Origin of the sequence: Pseudomonas avellanae BPIC 631, from assembly GCF_000444135.1 — a bacterium.
GTDB classification, from domain to species: Bacteria; Pseudomonadota; Gammaproteobacteria; order Pseudomonadales; family Pseudomonadaceae; genus Aquipseudomonas; species Aquipseudomonas avellanae.
This window is the reverse complement of the sequence record NZ_ATDK01000244.1, coordinates 1-15,960: the sequence shown is the minus strand read 5'-3', so window position 1 is coordinate 15,960 and position 15,960 is coordinate 1. Positions and strand designations below refer to the sequence as shown.

The 15,960-nt window shown below is 59.6% G+C and carries 17 protein-coding genes; 8 read left to right on the top strand and 9 right to left on the bottom strand.

What is annotated here, in order from left to right:
* The 5 genes from DW49_RS1000000133675 to DW49_RS0113400 all read left to right on the top strand — a co-directional run.
* Window positions 1–244: hypothetical protein (locus DW49_RS1000000133675; protein ID WP_241478695.1), on the top strand; the 244-nt coding region annotated here is incomplete at its 5' end.
* 279 nt (window positions 245–523) lie between these two features.
* Window positions 524–805, top strand: a complete 282-nt coding sequence (locus DW49_RS01000000128360; protein ID WP_024421286.1) for an RHS repeat domain-containing protein — start codon at window positions 524–526, stop codon at window positions 803–805.
* Window positions 806–1,515: 710 nt separating this feature from the next.
* Entirely contained in the window at window positions 1,516–1,836 is a 321-nt protein-coding gene (locus DW49_RS0113410) for a hypothetical protein (protein WP_005617613.1), read from the top strand.
* 220 nt (window positions 1,837–2,056) lie between these two features.
* Window positions 2,057–2,575 carry a chalcone isomerase family protein gene (locus DW49_RS0113405; RefSeq protein WP_003383441.1) on the top strand — a complete coding sequence of 173 codons (519 nt, stop codon included), beginning with the start codon at window positions 2,057–2,059 and terminating at the stop codon, window positions 2,573–2,575.
* Between the two features lie 17 nt (window positions 2,576–2,592).
* Complete coding sequence (locus DW49_RS0113400; protein WP_003383442.1) at window positions 2,593–3,126, top strand: DUF3833 domain-containing protein; 534 nt, start codon at window positions 2,593–2,595, stop codon at window positions 3,124–3,126.
* Window positions 3,127–3,152: 26 nt separating this feature from the next.
* On the opposite strand, the gene moaA is transcribed toward DW49_RS0113400, so the two are convergent.
* The 9 genes from moaA to DW49_RS0113355 all read right to left on the bottom strand — a co-directional run bounded on the left by moaA (window position 3,153) and on the right by DW49_RS0113355 (window position 12,499).
* The gene (gene moaA / locus DW49_RS0113395) at window positions 3,153–4,151 is read right to left on the bottom strand and encodes a GTP 3',8-cyclase MoaA (protein ID WP_005617616.1); all 999 of its coding nucleotides are present in this window, start codon (window positions 4,149–4,151) and stop codon (window positions 3,153–3,155) included.
* Window positions 4,152–4,417: 266 nt separating this feature from the next.
* A complete protein-coding gene (locus DW49_RS0113390; protein ID WP_005617617.1) occupies window positions 4,418–5,767 on the bottom strand; it encodes a cation:proton antiporter in 1,350 nt (449 codons plus the stop codon).
* A 112-nt stretch (window positions 5,768–5,879) separates the two neighbouring features.
* Complete coding sequence (locus tag DW49_RS0113385) at window positions 5,880–6,932, bottom strand: ABC transporter substrate-binding protein (RefSeq protein ID WP_005617619.1); 1,053 nt, start codon at window positions 6,930–6,932, stop codon at window positions 5,880–5,882.
* Window positions 6,929–8,113 (bottom strand): NAD(P)/FAD-dependent oxidoreductase, encoded by a 1,185-nt coding sequence (locus DW49_RS0113380; RefSeq protein WP_005617620.1) that lies wholly within the window; start codon window positions 8,111–8,113, stop codon window positions 6,929–6,931. The genes DW49_RS0113385 and DW49_RS0113380 overlap by 4 nt, the downstream gene beginning before the upstream one ends.
* The gene (locus DW49_RS0113375) at window positions 8,110–9,501 is read right to left on the bottom strand and encodes an FAD/NAD(P)-dependent oxidoreductase (RefSeq protein WP_005617621.1); all 1,392 of its coding nucleotides are present in this window, start codon (window positions 9,499–9,501) and stop codon (window positions 8,110–8,112) included. The genes DW49_RS0113380 and DW49_RS0113375 overlap by 4 nt, the downstream gene beginning before the upstream one ends.
* Window positions 9,498–9,788, bottom strand: coding sequence for a (2Fe-2S)-binding protein (locus DW49_RS0113370; protein ID WP_005617622.1), 291 nt, complete (start codon window positions 9,786–9,788; stop codon window positions 9,498–9,500). The genes DW49_RS0113375 and DW49_RS0113370 overlap by 4 nt, the downstream gene beginning before the upstream one ends.
* Window positions 9,789–9,803: 15 nt before the next feature.
* Entirely contained in the window at window positions 9,804–10,598 is a 795-nt protein-coding gene (locus tag DW49_RS0113365; RefSeq protein ID WP_005617623.1) for an ABC transporter permease, read from the bottom strand.
* A gap of 3 nt (window positions 10,599–10,601) precedes the next feature.
* Window positions 10,602–11,474, bottom strand: coding sequence for an ABC transporter permease (locus DW49_RS0113360; protein ID WP_024420353.1), 873 nt, complete (start codon window positions 11,472–11,474; stop codon window positions 10,602–10,604).
* On the bottom strand, window positions 11,471–12,499 hold the full coding sequence (locus tag DW49_RS0113355; RefSeq protein WP_005617625.1) for an ABC transporter ATP-binding protein: 1,029 nt from the start codon (window positions 12,497–12,499) through the stop codon (window positions 11,471–11,473). Before DW49_RS0113355 ends, DW49_RS0113360 begins: the two co-directional genes overlap by 4 nt.
* Before the next feature lie 241 nt (window positions 12,500–12,740).
* Here DW49_RS0113355 and DW49_RS0113350 point away from each other — a divergent pair, with 241 nt between their 5' ends.
* From DW49_RS0113350 to DW49_RS1000000133355, 3 genes are all read left to right on the top strand, one after another.
* Window positions 12,741–13,580 (top strand): IclR family transcriptional regulator, encoded by an 840-nt coding sequence (locus tag DW49_RS0113350; RefSeq protein ID WP_024420354.1) that lies wholly within the window; start codon window positions 12,741–12,743, stop codon window positions 13,578–13,580.
* Window positions 13,581–13,832: 252 nt separating this feature from the next.
* Window positions 13,833–15,452 carry a methyl-accepting chemotaxis protein gene (locus tag DW49_RS0113345; protein WP_024420355.1) on the top strand — a complete coding sequence of 540 codons (1,620 nt, stop codon included), beginning with the start codon at window positions 13,833–13,835 and terminating at the stop codon, window positions 15,450–15,452.
* Between the two features lie 312 nt (window positions 15,453–15,764).
* Window positions 15,765–15,960, top strand: a 196-nt coding sequence (locus DW49_RS1000000133355) for a hypothetical protein (protein ID WP_206539574.1), incomplete at its 3' end; no start/stop codon positions are given.

Here is a 15,960-nt window from a genome sequence, read left to right as displayed (position 1 = left end):
TGTTTTCGAAAAAATCAGCCACCAACTAACGGAAAATTCAAATCTTATCAATAGCTTAGCTTGCAGGTTATGGGTAACTTATTTCGAAAACAGTACACTAGTTGGGCATATGACACACAAGGTCGAGCAATTTCCAGCCAGCATAGTGGGGGGGTGGGGCTTACGCAAATTACTTACAATTCTGACGGATCGAGCACTGTCATCAATGAACTTAGAAAAAGCACCACATATCGATATCAGATGATTGGCGGTGTGAGGCGCATCACCTCAATTGAAGGTGAGCCATCCCCCAACTGCCCGGCTAGCAATTCCAGTTACACCTACAATGACAGCGGCCAAATCCTTAGCAAGGTTGATGCCCAAGGCCTGATCACCACCTACACGTATAACGAACGAGGTCTGGAAACCAGCCGCGCCGAAGCCAGCGGCACTGCTCTGGCTCGTATTACTACCACCGACTGGGAGCCAAGCCTTTTCTTGCCAAGAAAGATTGTGGAACCTACACGTACTACCGTGTACAGCTATGATGACCAAGGCAGGGAGCTTAGTCGACGTACGGTATCCCACTAAAAAGTATTTTCAGACGCAACTGCGCATGCCTCTTTTCTGCGTGGGCGTTGGCAGCTTTTGCTGTAGCAACTCCACCTACACCTATGATGATCGTGGTTTGATGCTGACCAAAACCGATGCGAGAGGTTTAGCGACGACCTACAGCTGCAATGATCGCGGCTTTGAAGTCAGTCGTACCGAAGCGAGCGGCATGCCTTTGGCTCGTATCGCTACTACGATCAAGGCAGGGAATTGAGTCGGAAAACTGTCGCTCGCTAAACAATTTCAGACGAAATCGTATGCGCTTGATCTGAGTCACCACTCAGATATCTGGGCTATGAGAAGCATGGCAATGCTGGAGCATGGCAGGAGAGTCATCGACGAATCTCCAAATTTTGTCATAGCTCTTTCGTGAGCAAACTCACTTCCGCAGCACTGCAATTCCGTCCCCTAGTCATGACTATCCAGTCACCTTTTCACGTAACTATAGGCTCGCAAAGAAATTATGTAGTGACTAAAAATAATCACTACATAATCGTTGACGTACCCGTTTTCCTTTTGCATTATGCAGCTGTCTCCCTGATCGGGAGCGCTGCAAAGAGGTACTGAACAGGCTCGGCAAGCCGTCGAGATGTTCCCGGATGTAGGCTGCCCACAAGGCAGATTGATGGAGCTGAACTGGCATTTGTCGTCGATAGGGGCGAGAAGCTGGCGAAATGTCCTCATGATGCTTGTAATGGATCGATTGATGATCCTGGGCCAGGTCTTTGGGTTTCGTGATGTCTTCTCGCTGTTTCTCTCTACGCTGATGCCGTTGTGTAGCGGCTTTTCATCAAGGCTACCTGCATGTCCTTGAGGGCTGGAACTGTATTCGACGAACACTCAATCGTGTTGTGTGGATAAGCGTCTGGCATGTGAACTTGATGTATCAATTATTGAACAGCCTACGAGCGAAGGAGCATCAACATGAATATCAACAAACAACCGACTATTGCTGAACTGGCTCGTCTGTTTGCCGCGCGCAAGGATACGCTGGACAACCACATTGTATGGATTGCCGATTCGGGTGAAGTTCATGTCGACGCCATGTCGCCCTTCACTCAGGAAAGTGAGTTCCGTGACGCTCACCCGCAGATGCGCACTGCGTTGAAGATGTTCCGTCGCGGTCAGGGTTATGTTGGCAAGAAGGCCGCCGCTGATCGCACGTTCATGGAAAACACGCTGCAGGCGCTGCAAGGCGAATGGCAGAAGACCCGGCGTCATGCGCCGTCCCATCAGGTCGCTTGAGCCATTTGGGTTTAAATCGAACCGAGTTTGAATCTTCAGGCCCGTTCCCGACTCTGATCGGGAACGGGCTTTTTCGTTTTCAGCGTCGAGAAGGGCGGCCGCCATGCCGGTTGCACAAAGTGATTTTGCTGGTATAGATTCCGGCCACGAGTCAGCGCGTCTGGCTTCCCATTCCCTGCCTGCCATTGATGTCATGGCGGTGCCTATAAAGAGGTTGCCGATGCGTGCGCCACGATGGTTATGGTTGGTGATACTGCTCAGCGGCAGCGCTGCGGCGGACTGGCGCGAGGCATTGCCCAATGCCCAGGTTGTGGGTGGCGGCGAGCTGACCCTGTTTGGCTTTCGTGTATATACCGCCAGGCTGCTGAGCCCGGTCAAACCTTTTGTGGCAGACGCCCCGATGGCGCTTGAGCTGACCTACCATCGCAACATCGACCGGGAAGATCTGGTCGACGCCAGTATCGATGAAATCAAGCGTATCTCCGGTTCGCGTGTGACCGCCGAGCAACTGGCGGGGTGGCGTGAGCAAATGAATCAGTCATTTGTCGACGTTCAGCCGGGCATGAAGATTACCGGTGTTTATCTGCCCGGCCGCGAAGCGCGGTTCTATGTCGGCGACAAGCTCCAGCATGTGGTGCCCGACAGCCAGTTCGCCAAAGCGTTCTTCTCTATCTGGCTTGACCCTAAAACCCGCAACCCCGAACTTCGCGAGCAGTTGCTCGGCAGTACCGGCTCATGACCCATCAAGGAGGGCGCATGCTTAAAAAGTGGATGTTGATGCTGTGTATGGGCCTTGTGCTGAGCGGCTGTGGTGGTGTGCCGGTCAGTCATTACAGCCAGGAAACGCCGAAGCTGGACCTGCGCAAATACTTTACCGGGCGTGTCGAGGCTTGGGGGATGTTCCAGAAACGCTCCGGCGAAGTGACCAAGCGCTTTACCGTGGTGATCGACGGGCATAGCGAAGGCGAAGTACTGGTCATGCACGAGGCATTTAGCTACAGCGATGGCACCAAACAGGTTCGTGAATGGCGCTTGCGCCCTGACGGTCCGGGACGCTGGAAGGGGACGGCGGGCGATGTTGTCGGTGAGGCCTATGGCGAGGTGGCGGGCAACAGCTTCCACTGGAATTATGTGCTCCGGCTGCCGGTGGACGGCACTGTGTACGACGTCAGCCTGGACGACTGGATGTACATGATCGACGAACAGACCCTGGCCAATCGTTCATCGATGACCAAGCTGGGTGTGGAAGTCGGGCAGATCACGCTGTTCTTTCGCAAGACCGGCAAATAACCGGACATACAGGCAGGGCGCGCTGATCAGCCGCCCGTCATGTTCATGAAACGCACCACCTGCACGCCGTCGTCATGGGTGAAGTTGTGGCTCCAGGGCTTCAACTGCATGGCGTCGATGATGGCTTTCTCAAGCTTTTGCGGCTGACCGGGGTTGGCGCGCAGTACCGACTTCAAGTCCACCGAATGCTCGTTGCCCAGGCACAGCAGCAGCCGACCTTCGACGGTCAGGCGCACGCGGTTGCAGGTGCCGCAGAAGTTGTGGCTGTGCGGCGAGATAAACCCGATGCGTATGCCCGGCGCTTCCGCCAGACGCCAGTAGCGTGATGGCCCCTGAGTCGAGTCGGTGGACGGGATAAGCGTGTAGCGCTCGGCGATGCGCTCGCGAACCTGATCGCTGGAATAGAAAGATTCGGCACGGCTGTGCTCGCTGATGATGCCCAGCGGCATTTCTTCGATGAACGAGACATCCAGATTGCGATCGATGGCAAAGGCCAGCAGGTCGTTGATCTCGTGGTCATTGCGCCCGTGCATGACCACGCAGTTGAGCTTGGTGTGCACAAAGCCCGCTGCGTTTGCGGCATCGATCCCGGCGATGACCTTGTGCAGATCACCCGTGCGGGTCAGCTCACGGAAACGCTGCGGGTCCAGGCTGTCCAGGCTGATGTTCAGCCGGGTGACGCCGGCCTTGAACAGCGGCGCGGCGAGTCGGTCCAGTTGCGAGCCGTTGGTGGTCATGCACAGTTCGCGCAGGCCGGGCAGGGCGGCGATTTTCTCGCAAAGCCCGACCACGCCGGCACGCACCAGCGGTTCACCGCCGGTAAGGCGAATCTTGCGCGTGCCCAGCGCCACGAAACGCTCGGCCACCTGGTGGATTTCTTCCAGTGAAAGGATCTGTTGCCGAGGCAGAAACGTCATCTCTTCGGCCATGCAGTACACGCAGCGAAAATCGCACCGGTCGGTCACCGACATGCGCAGATAATCGACCTTGCGTGCAAAGCGGTCCATCAGGACGGGTTCTGACATTTCACCTTCTAATCGTTGGAGGGCTGCGTTCGGGGTTTGGAGGCCAGCGCGCTACAGGGGTTCAGCTCTTTTGCCTGGCGCTGCTTGAGGTACACGCTGGCAGAATGCCTCGATTGATCGATATATTAGCTGCACGCTTCACGGTTTGCACAGGCAGCATGTACTCGCAGCATGCCGCCACGCTAACCGAGTCGAAATGTCGCAGTCCAATTGCTTGTTCCAATACGCTCATCGATCTGCTCTATGGCACTTCGCTTCAGCGGCGTTCATGTGTCCAGGTTGACCGCTGTGCTGCGCTCGTAACGCTCCAGCAGCGGCTGGATACTGATGCCGTGTAGCAGAATGCTCAGCGCCACCACCGACAGCGTCATGCCGATCACAACGTCACCGACATCGTCTGCCAGGCCATGTGACAAGGCAAAACACAGGTAATACAGGCTGCCGATGCCGCGAATGCCGAACCAGCCCACCAGCGCCTTTTGTCTGGCATTGAGCAAGTTGCGACTGACCAGCAGCCACACACTCGCCGGGCGAATAACGCAGAACAGCGCCAGCCCAAGGCCGATGGCGCGCCAGTCCCAGTAAGACGCCAAGGCCGCGCCCAGCAAGGTAATCAGCAACACTTCCATTGCGCGCTCCACCAGGCTGCCGAACGCCAGCATATCGCCCATCATCACCCCGGCGGCCAGTTGCGAATCGCTCAGGTCATCGGCCTTGGCCACGGTGCCTTTGTCCAGCGCTGCGGTCATGTGGCCAAGTACCGGTTGGGCGACGTGTTCCGAAGGCAGTTCGGAGCGGGTGACGCGCATTTCGGCCTGACGCAAGCCGAAGCCTGCGGCAAACACCGAGAGAAAGCCAAAGGCGCCGAAGCCCTCGGCAACCACGTAGGCCAGCGCGATGAGCGCCAGGGCCAGAAAGTCATTGGGCGAGGTGGTGCTGTCGGCATTTTTGATGCGCAGGAAAATCATCAGGTGCCCGACGCCGCGACCCATGCCAAAACCAATCAGCAACCCGGCCGGAACTGCCCAGATCAGGTCCTTGAGCAACCAGTGCTGTGCCCAGTCGCCCATCACGCCGCCTGAACTCAGGTACAGCAGGGCAAAGATCACGAACGGAAACGCGGTGCCATCGTTGAGACCCGCTTCGCCGGACAAGCCAAAGCGCAGGCGGTCCTGATCCTGCGCGCTGTTGACCTGCACCATCCCGGCCAGCACCGGGTCGGTCGGCGACAGCATCGCGCCGAGCAGCAACGCCACGCCCCAATCAATACCGAAAATGTAATGTGCCGCAACGCTGACGCCGGCAATGGTCGCCAGCATCACCGGGCCAGCCAGCCAGTACGCCGAGTGCCAGGCTTTGCAGTTCAGCGGCAGGCGCAACTTGATACCGGTGCCGAACAGCGAAAACAGCACCGCGACTTCGGTCAGGCATTCCAGCCACTCACGGGATTGCTTGAAGTCCAGGTTGATGATATCCAGCCCCAGCGGGCCGATACCGAAGCCGAAGGCCAGGCACACCGCCGAGGTGGTAACCGGCATCCAGCGCAGATAGGACGAGGTGAGCGCAAGCAGCATCAACAGGACGCCGAGCACGCTCATGCAGACAATAAAACTCATAGAGAAAGAACCATCGTTGAATGCGCCTTGAGAAGAGGGCGTAACGGTGGGACTCCCCTATGCAGTAATAAGTTGAAATAATTTGCCGAGCGGCGCTCAGGTCAGCAACCTCCTATCGCTCGATGCTGCGGCTCCAGCGCGCATTCCACTCCGGACGGATCTGATTGACCTGATCCCAGTCGATGGTCACCGCCGTTTCCAGGTACTTTTCCATCGCCTCGACCTGAGGGCGGGTCTTGTCGGTGGTCGGGGTTTTCGGGTTGGACGGGATCTGGTCGCCGAACTCCAGCGCCGGTACCTGCGCTTGCGGGGTCAGCAGATACGCCGCGAGCTTCTGCGCCAGCTCAGGCTGATTGTTCCTGGCGATTGCGCATTCAGCCACGTTCAAGACCACGCCACCTTCCTTGGGCGATGCGTATTCCACCGGCACGCCCTTGATCTTCAAAGCGGTCACCTGAGTGGGCGTCAACGGGAACAGCGCGGCTTCGTCGGTCTGCACCATCTCGGAGATCTTCGCCGAGCTGGCGATGTATTCCAGCACGTTCGGGCCGACGGTCTTTGGCCAGGCCTTGAAACCCGGCTCGACGTCTTTTTCGCTGCCGCCCTGAATGCGGTTGAACATCAGAAAACCGTGCAGGCCGAAGGTCGACGAGGCCAGTGACTGGAACACCACCTTGTCCTTGAAGCGCTTGTCTGCCAGGTCCATCCACGAGGTCGGCGCGCTCCAGCCCTTTTCCTTGAACAGGCGCGTGTTGTAGGCCAGGCCGGTCACGCCCAGGCTGACTGCCGCCGCCTGTTCCTTGATTTTGGCTTTGGCCGGCAGGTCGGCAAGGCTGTCGCTGGGTTGCAGGGTGTCGCACAGGCCCATGGAAATGGCCCGGTACATGATGCCGTCGTCGAGAAAGATCACATGCATCTGCGGGTTGTCCTTGCTGGCCTGGACCTTGGCGAGGATGTCGGCCGAGGTACCGGGCACGATGACCACCTTGACGTTGTTGGCTTTCTCGAACGCGGGCAGCACCTGATCGGCGTACAGCCGCTCCATGGTCCCGCCGTTCATGCCCAGATACAACGTGGTTTCGGCCTGAGCAGGCATACAGAACAGGGCGGCTGCCAATGGCAGGCAGGACACGCCAGTGAGGGCGAGACGTTTGGTGCTTTTCATAGGGACGACCTTCCTCTGTGCAATGGGATGACGTTCGAAACGGGTTCAGTAGCGGTGAGTGGGATGGGTGGTTGCCGAAACCGGCCAATCGAAAAAGCCTCAAGCGAGATCCGCGAAGCGCCCGTGCAGACCCATTCGGCCAGCGCTTCGCCTGCCGCCGGGCCGATCTGGAAACCTGCCCCGGCAAAACCGAAACCGTGCAGCAGGCCGGGCTGGGTCAGGCTCGGCCCCAATACCGGTTCGCGATCCGGCAAGTAGCCTTCGGTGCCGCTCCAGGTGCGGATGGCCTGGGCACCGGCCAGCGGCGGGTAAAGCTCGACGGCATTGCGCAGGATGTCGAGCACGGCTGCCTGGCCAGGTCTGGCGCGTGCCGGGTCAATCGCGAAGCCCTGACCACCGCCGAGCACACAATTGCCGCGCGCCACTTGCCGGGCGTAGATGCCGCCGCCTTCGACCCCGGTGCTGACGTCCATGAACATCGGCAGTGGTTCGGTGACCAGCATCGCTGGATGCCCCGAATACATCGGCACCGGTTCGTTGAACTGCGCCGCCAACGCGCCAGCCCAGGCTCCCGCGCAGTTGAGCAGCCAGGGTGCGCGCACCTTCAGGCCATCGGCGGTGCTGACGATAAAAGCGCTGCCGTCATGGCTGACCTCGCTCACCGCCGCCTGCTCGAACACTTGCGCACCGGCCTGGCGAGCGGCGCGGGCAAAGGCGGGCGATACCAAGCGTGGATTGGCGTGCCCGTCGTCGGCGCACAGCGATGCACCGACGGCCACATCGCCCGCCCAGGGGTAACGGGCGCGCAGTTGCTCGCGATCCAGCAATTGCAGGTCCAGGCCAAATCCCTGGCTGGCCTCGGCGTAGGCACGCAAGGCATTCATGTCGTGTTCGCTGCGCGCCAGCTTGAGATGGCCGGAGCGCTGGTATTCACCGTCGATGCCGATCAGGTCACGCAGGCCGCCCCAGATCTGGTGCGCCCGTTGCGACAGCGGTAACTGCGACAGGGGCCGACCCTGACGGCGCACGCCGCCATAGTTGACGCCGCTGGAGTGCGAGCCACAGAAATCGCGCTCCAGCAGGGCAACGCGCTGGCCTTTGAGTGCGAGGCTCAGGGCTGCCGACGAGCCGACAATGCCGCCGCCGATGACAATCACATCGGTTTCAATCAGCGCGCTCATGGTTGCTGCTCCACGGACTGCCTGTTCACTGACTGCAGCTCCACGCCAAACGGCAGCGGTTTGATGGGGGCCTGGCCGCGCAAGCGACCGACCTGTTGCACGGGGCGTCCGCTCTCATGCGCAATGATCTCGGCCGCTGCCAGACCGCACATGCGGCCCTGACAGCGGCCCATGCCGATCCGGCACATGGCCTTGACCCGATTGATCTGCCAGTGGCCGTCCTGCACGGTGCTGCGAATCTCGCCTGCGGTCACTTCTTCGCAGCGACACACCACGGTTTCATCCGGCACCTTGGCGGCCCAGTCTTCGGGGAACGGAAACGCTGTTTCCAGACCATGACGAAAGCGTTCGATGCGTCGCAATCCGGCTTTCAGATCACTGACACGCAGGCCGTCCACCTCGATGCCGCAGTCCTGCAGCAGGCCGAGTGCGGCGAGCTCTCCGGCCATTTCCGCCGCATCGGCGCCCATGATTCCGGCGCCATCGCCTGCCAGATACACGCCTGCCACGCTGCTGCGCCCGCAGTCATCGCGGGTGGGCAGCCAGGCTCTGTTCAGCGGGCTCCAACTGAATTCACAACCCAGCAGGTCGGCCAGTTGGGTCTCGCTGCGCAGCGCATGGGCAAACGCCAGCGCATCGCAGGCCAGGTAGCCTGGCTTGCCATTGCGTGCCCAGTGGATGCCGCTAACGCGCTGTTCGCCCTCTATGCGCGTCAGTTGCGCATTTTGATGAACCGGGATGCCTCGGGCGCTTAGCCAAGCGCGGTAATAGATGCCTTTGGCCAGTGTCGCCGGTTGGCCCAGCAGCGCAGGCAACGCCTTGCACTGGGCCGAAAACGGCGCGCTGTCGAGCACCGCCACCACGTTCGCGCCAGCCTTGGCGTATTGATAGGCCACCAGATACAACAGCGGGCCGCTGCCGCAGAACACCACGCTGTCGCCAATCACGCAGCCTTGATACTTCAAGGCGATCTGCGCCGCCCCCAGGCTGTAAACGCCGGGCAGGGTCCAGCCTGGCACTGGCAGAATGCGGTCGGTGGCACCGGTGGCGACGATCAACCGGCTGAAATCAATGTTGCCGGCCGTGCCGTTGCACAGCGTATCGAGCCGGTGGTCTTCGGCGTTCCAGACCAGCGTTTGCGGGCGATAGTCGATCTGCTCAGCCAGCGCATCGAGGGTCTGGTGCACCGCGACGGCCTTGGCGCTTTCAAGGCCATAAAGTGCCTTGGCCGAGCGCTGGAAGTTTTCCGGCTGGCGGCGATAGATCTGCCCGCCGCCGCGCAGGCCTTCATCGATCAGGCACGCCTTGATGCCGTGAGCCAGCAGCGTTTGCGCGGCGCGAATGCCTGCCGGGCCTGCGCCGATGATCGCAACATTGCCGGCGCTCATGTCCGCCGCCCCGGTTCGCGAATCACCGCCTGACCGGCCTCCAGCAACGTCGAGCAGGCACGCACCCGCTGGCCATCACCCAGCCGCACCCAGCAGTCCTGGCAGGCACCCATCATGCAGAACCCGGCACGCGGTTCAGCGCTGAAATCACTGCCACGCAGGTGCTCGCTGGCAGTCAGCACTGCCGTTAACAAGGTGTCACCCAGCAGGCCACTGGCAGGCTGGCCATCGAGGGTGAAAGAGAGGGCCGGGCGGTCGCGTTCGACCAGTCGCTTGAGCAATGCCATAACGTCAGCTCCGGGTTAGTGTTTGCCGACCAGCACGCGATCCAGCCCATAGACCCGATCAAGCAGGATCATGGTGGCGGCGGTGAGGGCGATGACCAGCGCCGACACAGCGGCCATCATCGGGTCGATGGATTCGGTGGCGTAGACGTACATGCGCACCGGCAGGGTCTGCGTCGCAGGTGAGGTGACGAAGATCGACAAGGTGACTTCATCGAAACTGTTGATGAATGCCAGCAACCAGCCGCCAGCCACGCCGGGCAGGATCATCGGCAGGGTGATCTGCCGAAACAGCGTGAAGCGGCTTGCACCCAGCGACTCGGCAGCCTGTTCGGCGCTGCGGTCGATGCCGATTGCCGCTGCCAGTACCAGACGCAACACGTAGGGCGTGATCACCAGTACGTGGGCGAAGATCAGCCAGGTGAAGCTGCCGTTCACGCCCATCAGCGCAAACAGGCGCAGCATTGCCACGCCCAGCACCAGGTGCGGAATGATGATCGGCGAAAGAAACAGCGCATTGAAAAAGTTGCGCCCCGGAAATGTATGCCGGGTGATCGCCAGTGCGGCGGGCACGGCGATCAGCGTGGCCAGGGTCGCCGACACGAACGCCAGCAACAGGCTGTTGTAGAACGAGTCGATAAAATCGGCACGCTCGAACACTGCCTTGAACCAGCGCAGCGAAAAGTCCGTGGTGGGCAGGCTCAGGGTGTTTTCCGGGGTAAACGCCACCAGGCACACCACGACCAGCGGGGCCATCATGAAGATCACCACCAGGGTATGAAACGACAGGGCCAACGGACCGTTCTTGGACATGGATCATTCCCCCAGGGTTTTCTTGTAACGGCCTTCGATCATGCGGTTCCAGGACAGCATCACCAGCAAGTTGACCAGCAGCAGCGCCACCGCCAGGGTCGCGCCCATCGGCCAGTTGAGTTCCGAGAGGTACTGGTCGTAGATCACCGTGGCGACCATCTTCAGGCGTCGGCCGCCGAGCAGGCCGGGAATGGCAAACGAACTGGCCGCCAGGCCGAAGACGATCAACGAGCCGGACAACACACCGGGCATGACCTGTGGCAGGACGATCAGGCGCATCACCTTGGCCTGACTGGCCCCCAGCGACAGCGCGGCCTGCTCGGCGGTGGGGTCGAGCTTTTGCAGCGAGGTCCAGACCGGAATGATCATGAACGGGAGCATCACGTGCACCAGCGCGATGATCACCGCGAAAGGCGTGTACAGCAGTTTCACCGGGCGACCGCCCATGAACTGGATGGCCTGATTGATCAGACCGTCAGCCCCCAGCAACAGGCTCCAGCCAAAGGCCCGGACCACCACCGAGATCAGCAGTGGCGTGAGGATCAGAATCAGGAAAATCGAGCGCCACGGGGCGCCCATGCGGCTAAGAATGTAGGCTTCCGGCACGCCGATCAGCACGCAAAGCAATGTGACCAGCGCGCTGATCCAGAAGGTGCGCAGGAAGATTTCATAGAAATACGAATCGGTGAGCACCGCCGTGTAATTGGCCAGTGTATAGGCGTCGCTTTTCACCCCGACCTGATAGTCGAACACGTTGAATGACAGCAGCAGGGTCAGGCCCAGCGGTAACACCAGCAGGCCGATGTACAGCGCCAGTGCCGGGGCTGACAGCCAGTAGCCGCGCCCGCCCTGACGCATTTCGGTCAACAGGCTCATGCACGCACCTCGTCGGCATCCAGCACGCGCAGCAACTCGGCTGGCCAGTCCATGCCGACGGCTGCACCTTGCTCCAGCGGGGCCTGCCCGTCGTTGCGACGTACCACGGTCAGTTCACCGATGCCGGTTTGAATGCGATACAGCCATTGGCTGCCGAGGAAGTAGCGCGTGGTGATACGGCCTGACAGACGTCCACAACCGGGTGCAACCAGGTCGATTTTCTCCGGGCGCAGGCTCAGGGTCAGCGCGCCGTCACCGGGCAACTGGCGAATCTGCGGCGTGCCGCTGCTGTCCAGGTCGCCTTGCACCATGTTGGCTTTGCCGACAAAGCCCGAGATAAAGCGCGTGCGCGGGTGCTCGTAAAGCGTGTAGGGCTCGTCGATCTGCGTGATGCGCCCGGCCTGCATGACCACCACCCGGTCGCTGATCGACAGGGCTTCGGCCTGATCGTGGGTGACCATCAGCGTGGTAATGCCCACTTCGTTCTGAATACGGCGAATCTCGAACTGCATTTCTTCGCGCAGGTTGGCATCCAGGTTCGACAGCGGCTCATCCAGCAGTAATACCGGCGGCTCGATCACCAACGCCCTGGCCAGCGCGACCCGCTGCCGTTGTCCGCCAGACAGCTCGCGTGGGTAACGCTCGGCGTGCTGATCAAGACGCACCAGCGCCAGTACGTTGCTGACTCGTTGTTGCAATTCTGCTTTGGCGACCTTGCGCATACGCAGGCCGAACGCCACGTTGTCGGCCACGGTCATGTGCGGGAACAGCGCATAACTCTGAAACACCACGCCAAGCCCTCGGCTGCTCGGTTTGGCATGGGTGATGTCACGGCCGTCGAGCACGATGCGCCCGTCACTGACCTCAACGAAGCCTGCGATCATTTGCAAGGTGGTGGTTTTGCCACAGCCGGAAGGGCCGAGCAATGAAACGAATTCGCCCTTGTCCACGCTCAGGTGGGTGGCAACCACAGCGTCTATAGAACCGTAGCGTTTGGAGAGACCTTCGAGCTGCAGAAATGCCATGCCTGCTTCCACCTTTGTGCATGCGCGCCGAAGCACGCGTTTGTCATGGGCAGATGCGAAATGAAGTCATGCAGTTCTGTGGACGTTGGTGCTCGCTCTGAGTCGGCTACCGATGATTGTTCAAATCGCCCCTGTGGACTGAGAGTAGGACGAAGGTTAAGGTGGGCTCAACAAGGAATTTCACTGAATAACATCTTTCTTTGAATTAATTCTATAAGTGGAAAATTAATGAAGTATTGCCATGAATAATTCCACTGAGCGGAATATTGTGCCTGCAGAAGTAGGCGTCGGCGCGGTTTCACGACTGTTTGCCGTACTGCGCTGCCTGGGGGAATGTGACGAAGGCGGCGAGCGGGTGACGCAACTGGCCCAGCGTGTCGGTCTGTCACAACCCACCACACATCGTTTGCTGCGCAGCCTCATGGACGAAGGCATGGTCGAGCAGGACCTGCTCAGCAAGCGCTACCGCCTGAGCATCGAGTTCTTCGCTTTGGCGGCGCGCGCGGGCAATACCGGCAACCTGCGCGACGTGGTGCGACCCAGTCTGTTGCGTCTGTCGGCATCGCTGGGCGACTCGCTGTTTCTGCTCGCACGCAGTGGTTTTGATGCCATTTGCCTGGACCGCAGCGAAGGCCCTTACCCGATCCGCACCTTTACCGGCGACATCGGTGGCCGAGTCGCACTGGGTGTGGGGCAGGGCAGCCTGGCGATTCTTGCGTTTCTGCCAGAAGACGAACGCGAAACGGTGATCGCTTACAACCTGCCACGGCTCAAGGATTTTCATCTGTATGACGAGGTGTTTCTGCGCTCGGAGGTCGAGAATGTGCGACGTCTGGGGTATGCGGGGCGCAACACCGGCGCGCTGCCAGGCATGGCCGGGCTGGCGGTGCCGATCCTTGACCGCAACGGGCGTGCTGTGGCGGCGCTCAGTGTCGCGACCATCACTGACCGGTTAGGGCCTGACCGCCTGATGACCGTGGTAGAACTGCTCAAGCGCGAGGCGACGGCGATTGGTGCGAAGATCAACCCGTTTGATCCGTTGCTGCGAAGGCCCAGCCAGGTGTTCGGGCAGGCGGACTAGGGCTTTTTCATTTCGTCGAGGCTCGCGCTGAAACGGGAACAGCCCTTAGAGCCTTAACTCTTTCTTTGGCGTTTTTTTGACGTATCTCTGACATCTCTACCGATCGTCGCTGTTCTTAAAGAAAAATTGGCGGAAGCCGATGATGATCTCATAGAGCCATACATGCCGAGCTGTCTGGCTCGGTCGTAAGGGATGAGGCTTGTCATATTCTGCGCGCTGGCACCGACCCGTTTTTCTCCAGAGATCATCACGATGTCCAAATCCCTGAGGCTTCAAATCCTGGGCTTGCTCGGCGGCAGCCTTGTGCTGGTGCTGATTATTGCGCTGGCCTGTTTCAACTTTCTTTCCGGCAACGTGCAGTCCTATCGCAGCCTCATTGAAGGTCCGGTCCGTGCATCGCAGTTGATCGATGAAGCCAACCTGGAGTTCAAGGTTCAGGTTCAGGAGTGGAAAAACGTTCTGCTGCGCGGCAAGGCACCGGCGGATCGGGACAAGTTCTGGGCGCAGTTCGAGGAGCAGGAGCGCAAGGTCCAAGGCACGTTGGGCCTTTTGGCCGATCTGGAAGGCACCAACGCATCGCTGAAAAATGAAGTACAGGTTTTGCAACAGGCACACCGCACGCTGGGCACGGCCTATCGCAGCGGCCGTGATGTGTTCATCGCGGCGGGCAACGATGCCACCGTTGGTGATGCCGCGGTCAAAGGGGTAGACCGGCCAACCAGCGAGCAGATGGCCAAGCTGGTCGGTGAGTTGCACAAGTCCAGCGATGCTCAGTCGATTGCGATCAGCCAGCAAGCGGACCGGACGATCCTGACTGGCGCCGTGGTGATGCTGGTCTCCGCGCTGCTGGTCGGCTTGTTGGCGCTGTGGATTGTCAACCGCAACCTGGTTGCGCCGATTCGCATGCTTATCGAATACGTCGCCCAGCTAAGCGAAGGCAAGTTTGCTGCGCGGGTCGATGTGACGCGCCAGGACGAACTTGGCCGCCTGGCCGTTGCGGCGAACACGCTGCGTGACTTCCTCGCCGATACCTTCAGCCGCCTGAAGCGCAGCACCAGCGACCTCGACACCGCTGGCGGCGAGCTGAATGCCATTGCCGAATTGATGGCCCAGGGCACTCACGAGCAATTCGAGCGTACCGATCAGGTGGCAACCGCCATGACCGAGATGTCCGCCACGGCTCAGGAAGTGGCCCGCCATGCTGCACACGCCGCACGCGCTGCGGATGAAGCAGACCAAAGCGCGCAGGATGGCGAGAGGGTCATGCAGTCGACCATCGACACCATCACCCGGATGCGCAGCGAAATTTCCTCCACCGCCAACGTCATTCAGCGCCTGGAAACAGACAGCGGTCGTATCGGCAAGGTGCTGGAAGTGATTCGCGGTATCGCTGATCAGACCAACCTGCTGGCGCTCAACGCTGCCATCGAAGCTGCACGAGCAGGTGATGCCGGGCGTGGTTTTGCTGTGGTGGCGGATGAAGTCCGCACATTGGCACAGCGTACTGCGGTGTCCACGGCCGAGATCAATCAGATCATCAGTTCGGTGCAGACCGGTGCCAGCGATGCGGTGCAGGCCATTCAGGGCGGTCAGGCGCGCAGCGAAGAAAGTGTCGAGCAGGTCACCCATGCAGGCGCAACGCTGCAGCGCATTACCGTGGCAGTGGAAAACATCCGCGACATGAATCGCCAGATCGCCACGGCTGCCGAAGAGCAGACCTCTGTGGCAGAAGACATCTCGCGCAACCTGACTGAAATCACCGCCATTGCCGTGACCAATCAGGACAACGTCAAGCGTACGCAGAACGCCAGCCATGAACTGAAGGGGCTTTCAGCAGGCCTCAATGATGTGATCTCGCGCCTGAGTGCGTGATTCGCTAAATAGTGCTACGTCTCTCCGATCATGGAGAAACGTAGCGGTGTGGGTGTTATTTGTCAGTGCAAACGGAGTATTTATCGCTACGGGATTCACCCAAGTGAGGCCGTCATATCAAAGATGTAGTCTGCGCCGCAAAAGTCTGACTATTGGTGTGTTTCAACTGCGACTGAACACTTCCTGTCGCCTCTAAATTTTTTACACTAAACAGTGGTATTTTTAAGGGCATGTCACTAGAGTGATATCAAGTCACCATCACCCGTGCGATGGCCCCCGCCATACCGTGGTGACAACAAGGGGATCTATAAAATGCCAATAAGAAATATAGGTTTAAACTTAAGGGCACTTCTCAGCTTTGGCATTATTTGCCTGCTGCTTGCCGGGGTTGGCGCAAACGCAGGGCGGCGGCAAAAACTGAGCGCAACACCTGACCAATCCGGTACGGTGAACCTATGTCATATCATGAACTCAGCATTGAAGAACGCATCACGATCCAGTTTGGCCA

Excerpts from the sequence above, each read along its gene's own strand:
- DW49_RS01000000128360 (WP_024421286.1), top strand. The coding sequence starts at position 524 with ATGATGACCAAGGCAGGGAGCTTAGTCGACGTACGGTATCCCACTAAA.
- DW49_RS0113410 (WP_005617613.1), top strand. The coding sequence starts at position 1,516 with ATGAATATCAACAAACAACCGACTATTGCTGAACTGGCTCGTCTGTTT.
- DW49_RS0113405 (WP_003383441.1), top strand. The coding sequence starts at position 2,057 with ATGCGTGCGCCACGATGGTTATGGTTGGTGATACTGCTCAGCGGCAGC.
- DW49_RS0113400 (WP_003383442.1), top strand. The coding sequence starts at position 2,593 with ATGCTTAAAAAGTGGATGTTGATGCTGTGTATGGGCCTTGTGCTGAGC.
- moaA (WP_005617616.1), bottom strand. The coding sequence starts at position 4,151 with ATGTCAGAACCCGTCCTGATGGACCGCTTTGCACGCAAGGTCGATTAT.
- DW49_RS0113390 (WP_005617617.1), bottom strand. The coding sequence starts at position 5,767 with ATGAGTTTTATTGTCTGCATGAGCGTGCTCGGCGTCCTGTTGATGCTG.
- DW49_RS0113385 (WP_005617619.1), bottom strand. The coding sequence starts at position 6,932 with ATGAAAAGCACCAAACGTCTCGCCCTCACTGGCGTGTCCTGCCTGCCA.
- DW49_RS0113380 (WP_005617620.1), bottom strand. The coding sequence starts at position 8,113 with ATGAGCGCGCTGATTGAAACCGATGTGATTGTCATCGGCGGCGGCATT.
- DW49_RS0113375 (WP_005617621.1), bottom strand. The coding sequence starts at position 9,501 with ATGAGCGCCGGCAATGTTGCGATCATCGGCGCAGGCCCGGCAGGCATT.
- DW49_RS0113370 (WP_005617622.1), bottom strand. The coding sequence starts at position 9,788 with ATGGCATTGCTCAAGCGACTGGTCGAACGCGACCGCCCGGCCCTCTCT.
- DW49_RS0113365 (WP_005617623.1), bottom strand. The coding sequence starts at position 10,598 with ATGTCCAAGAACGGTCCGTTGGCCCTGTCGTTTCATACCCTGGTGGTG.
- DW49_RS0113360 (WP_024420353.1), bottom strand. The coding sequence starts at position 11,474 with ATGAGCCTGTTGACCGAAATGCGTCAGGGCGGGCGCGGCTACTGGCTG.
- DW49_RS0113355 (WP_005617625.1), bottom strand. The coding sequence starts at position 12,499 with ATGGCATTTCTGCAGCTCGAAGGTCTCTCCAAACGCTACGGTTCTATA.
- DW49_RS0113350 (WP_024420354.1), top strand. The coding sequence starts at position 12,741 with ATGAATAATTCCACTGAGCGGAATATTGTGCCTGCAGAAGTAGGCGTC.
- DW49_RS0113345 (WP_024420355.1), top strand. The coding sequence starts at position 13,833 with ATGTCCAAATCCCTGAGGCTTCAAATCCTGGGCTTGCTCGGCGGCAGC.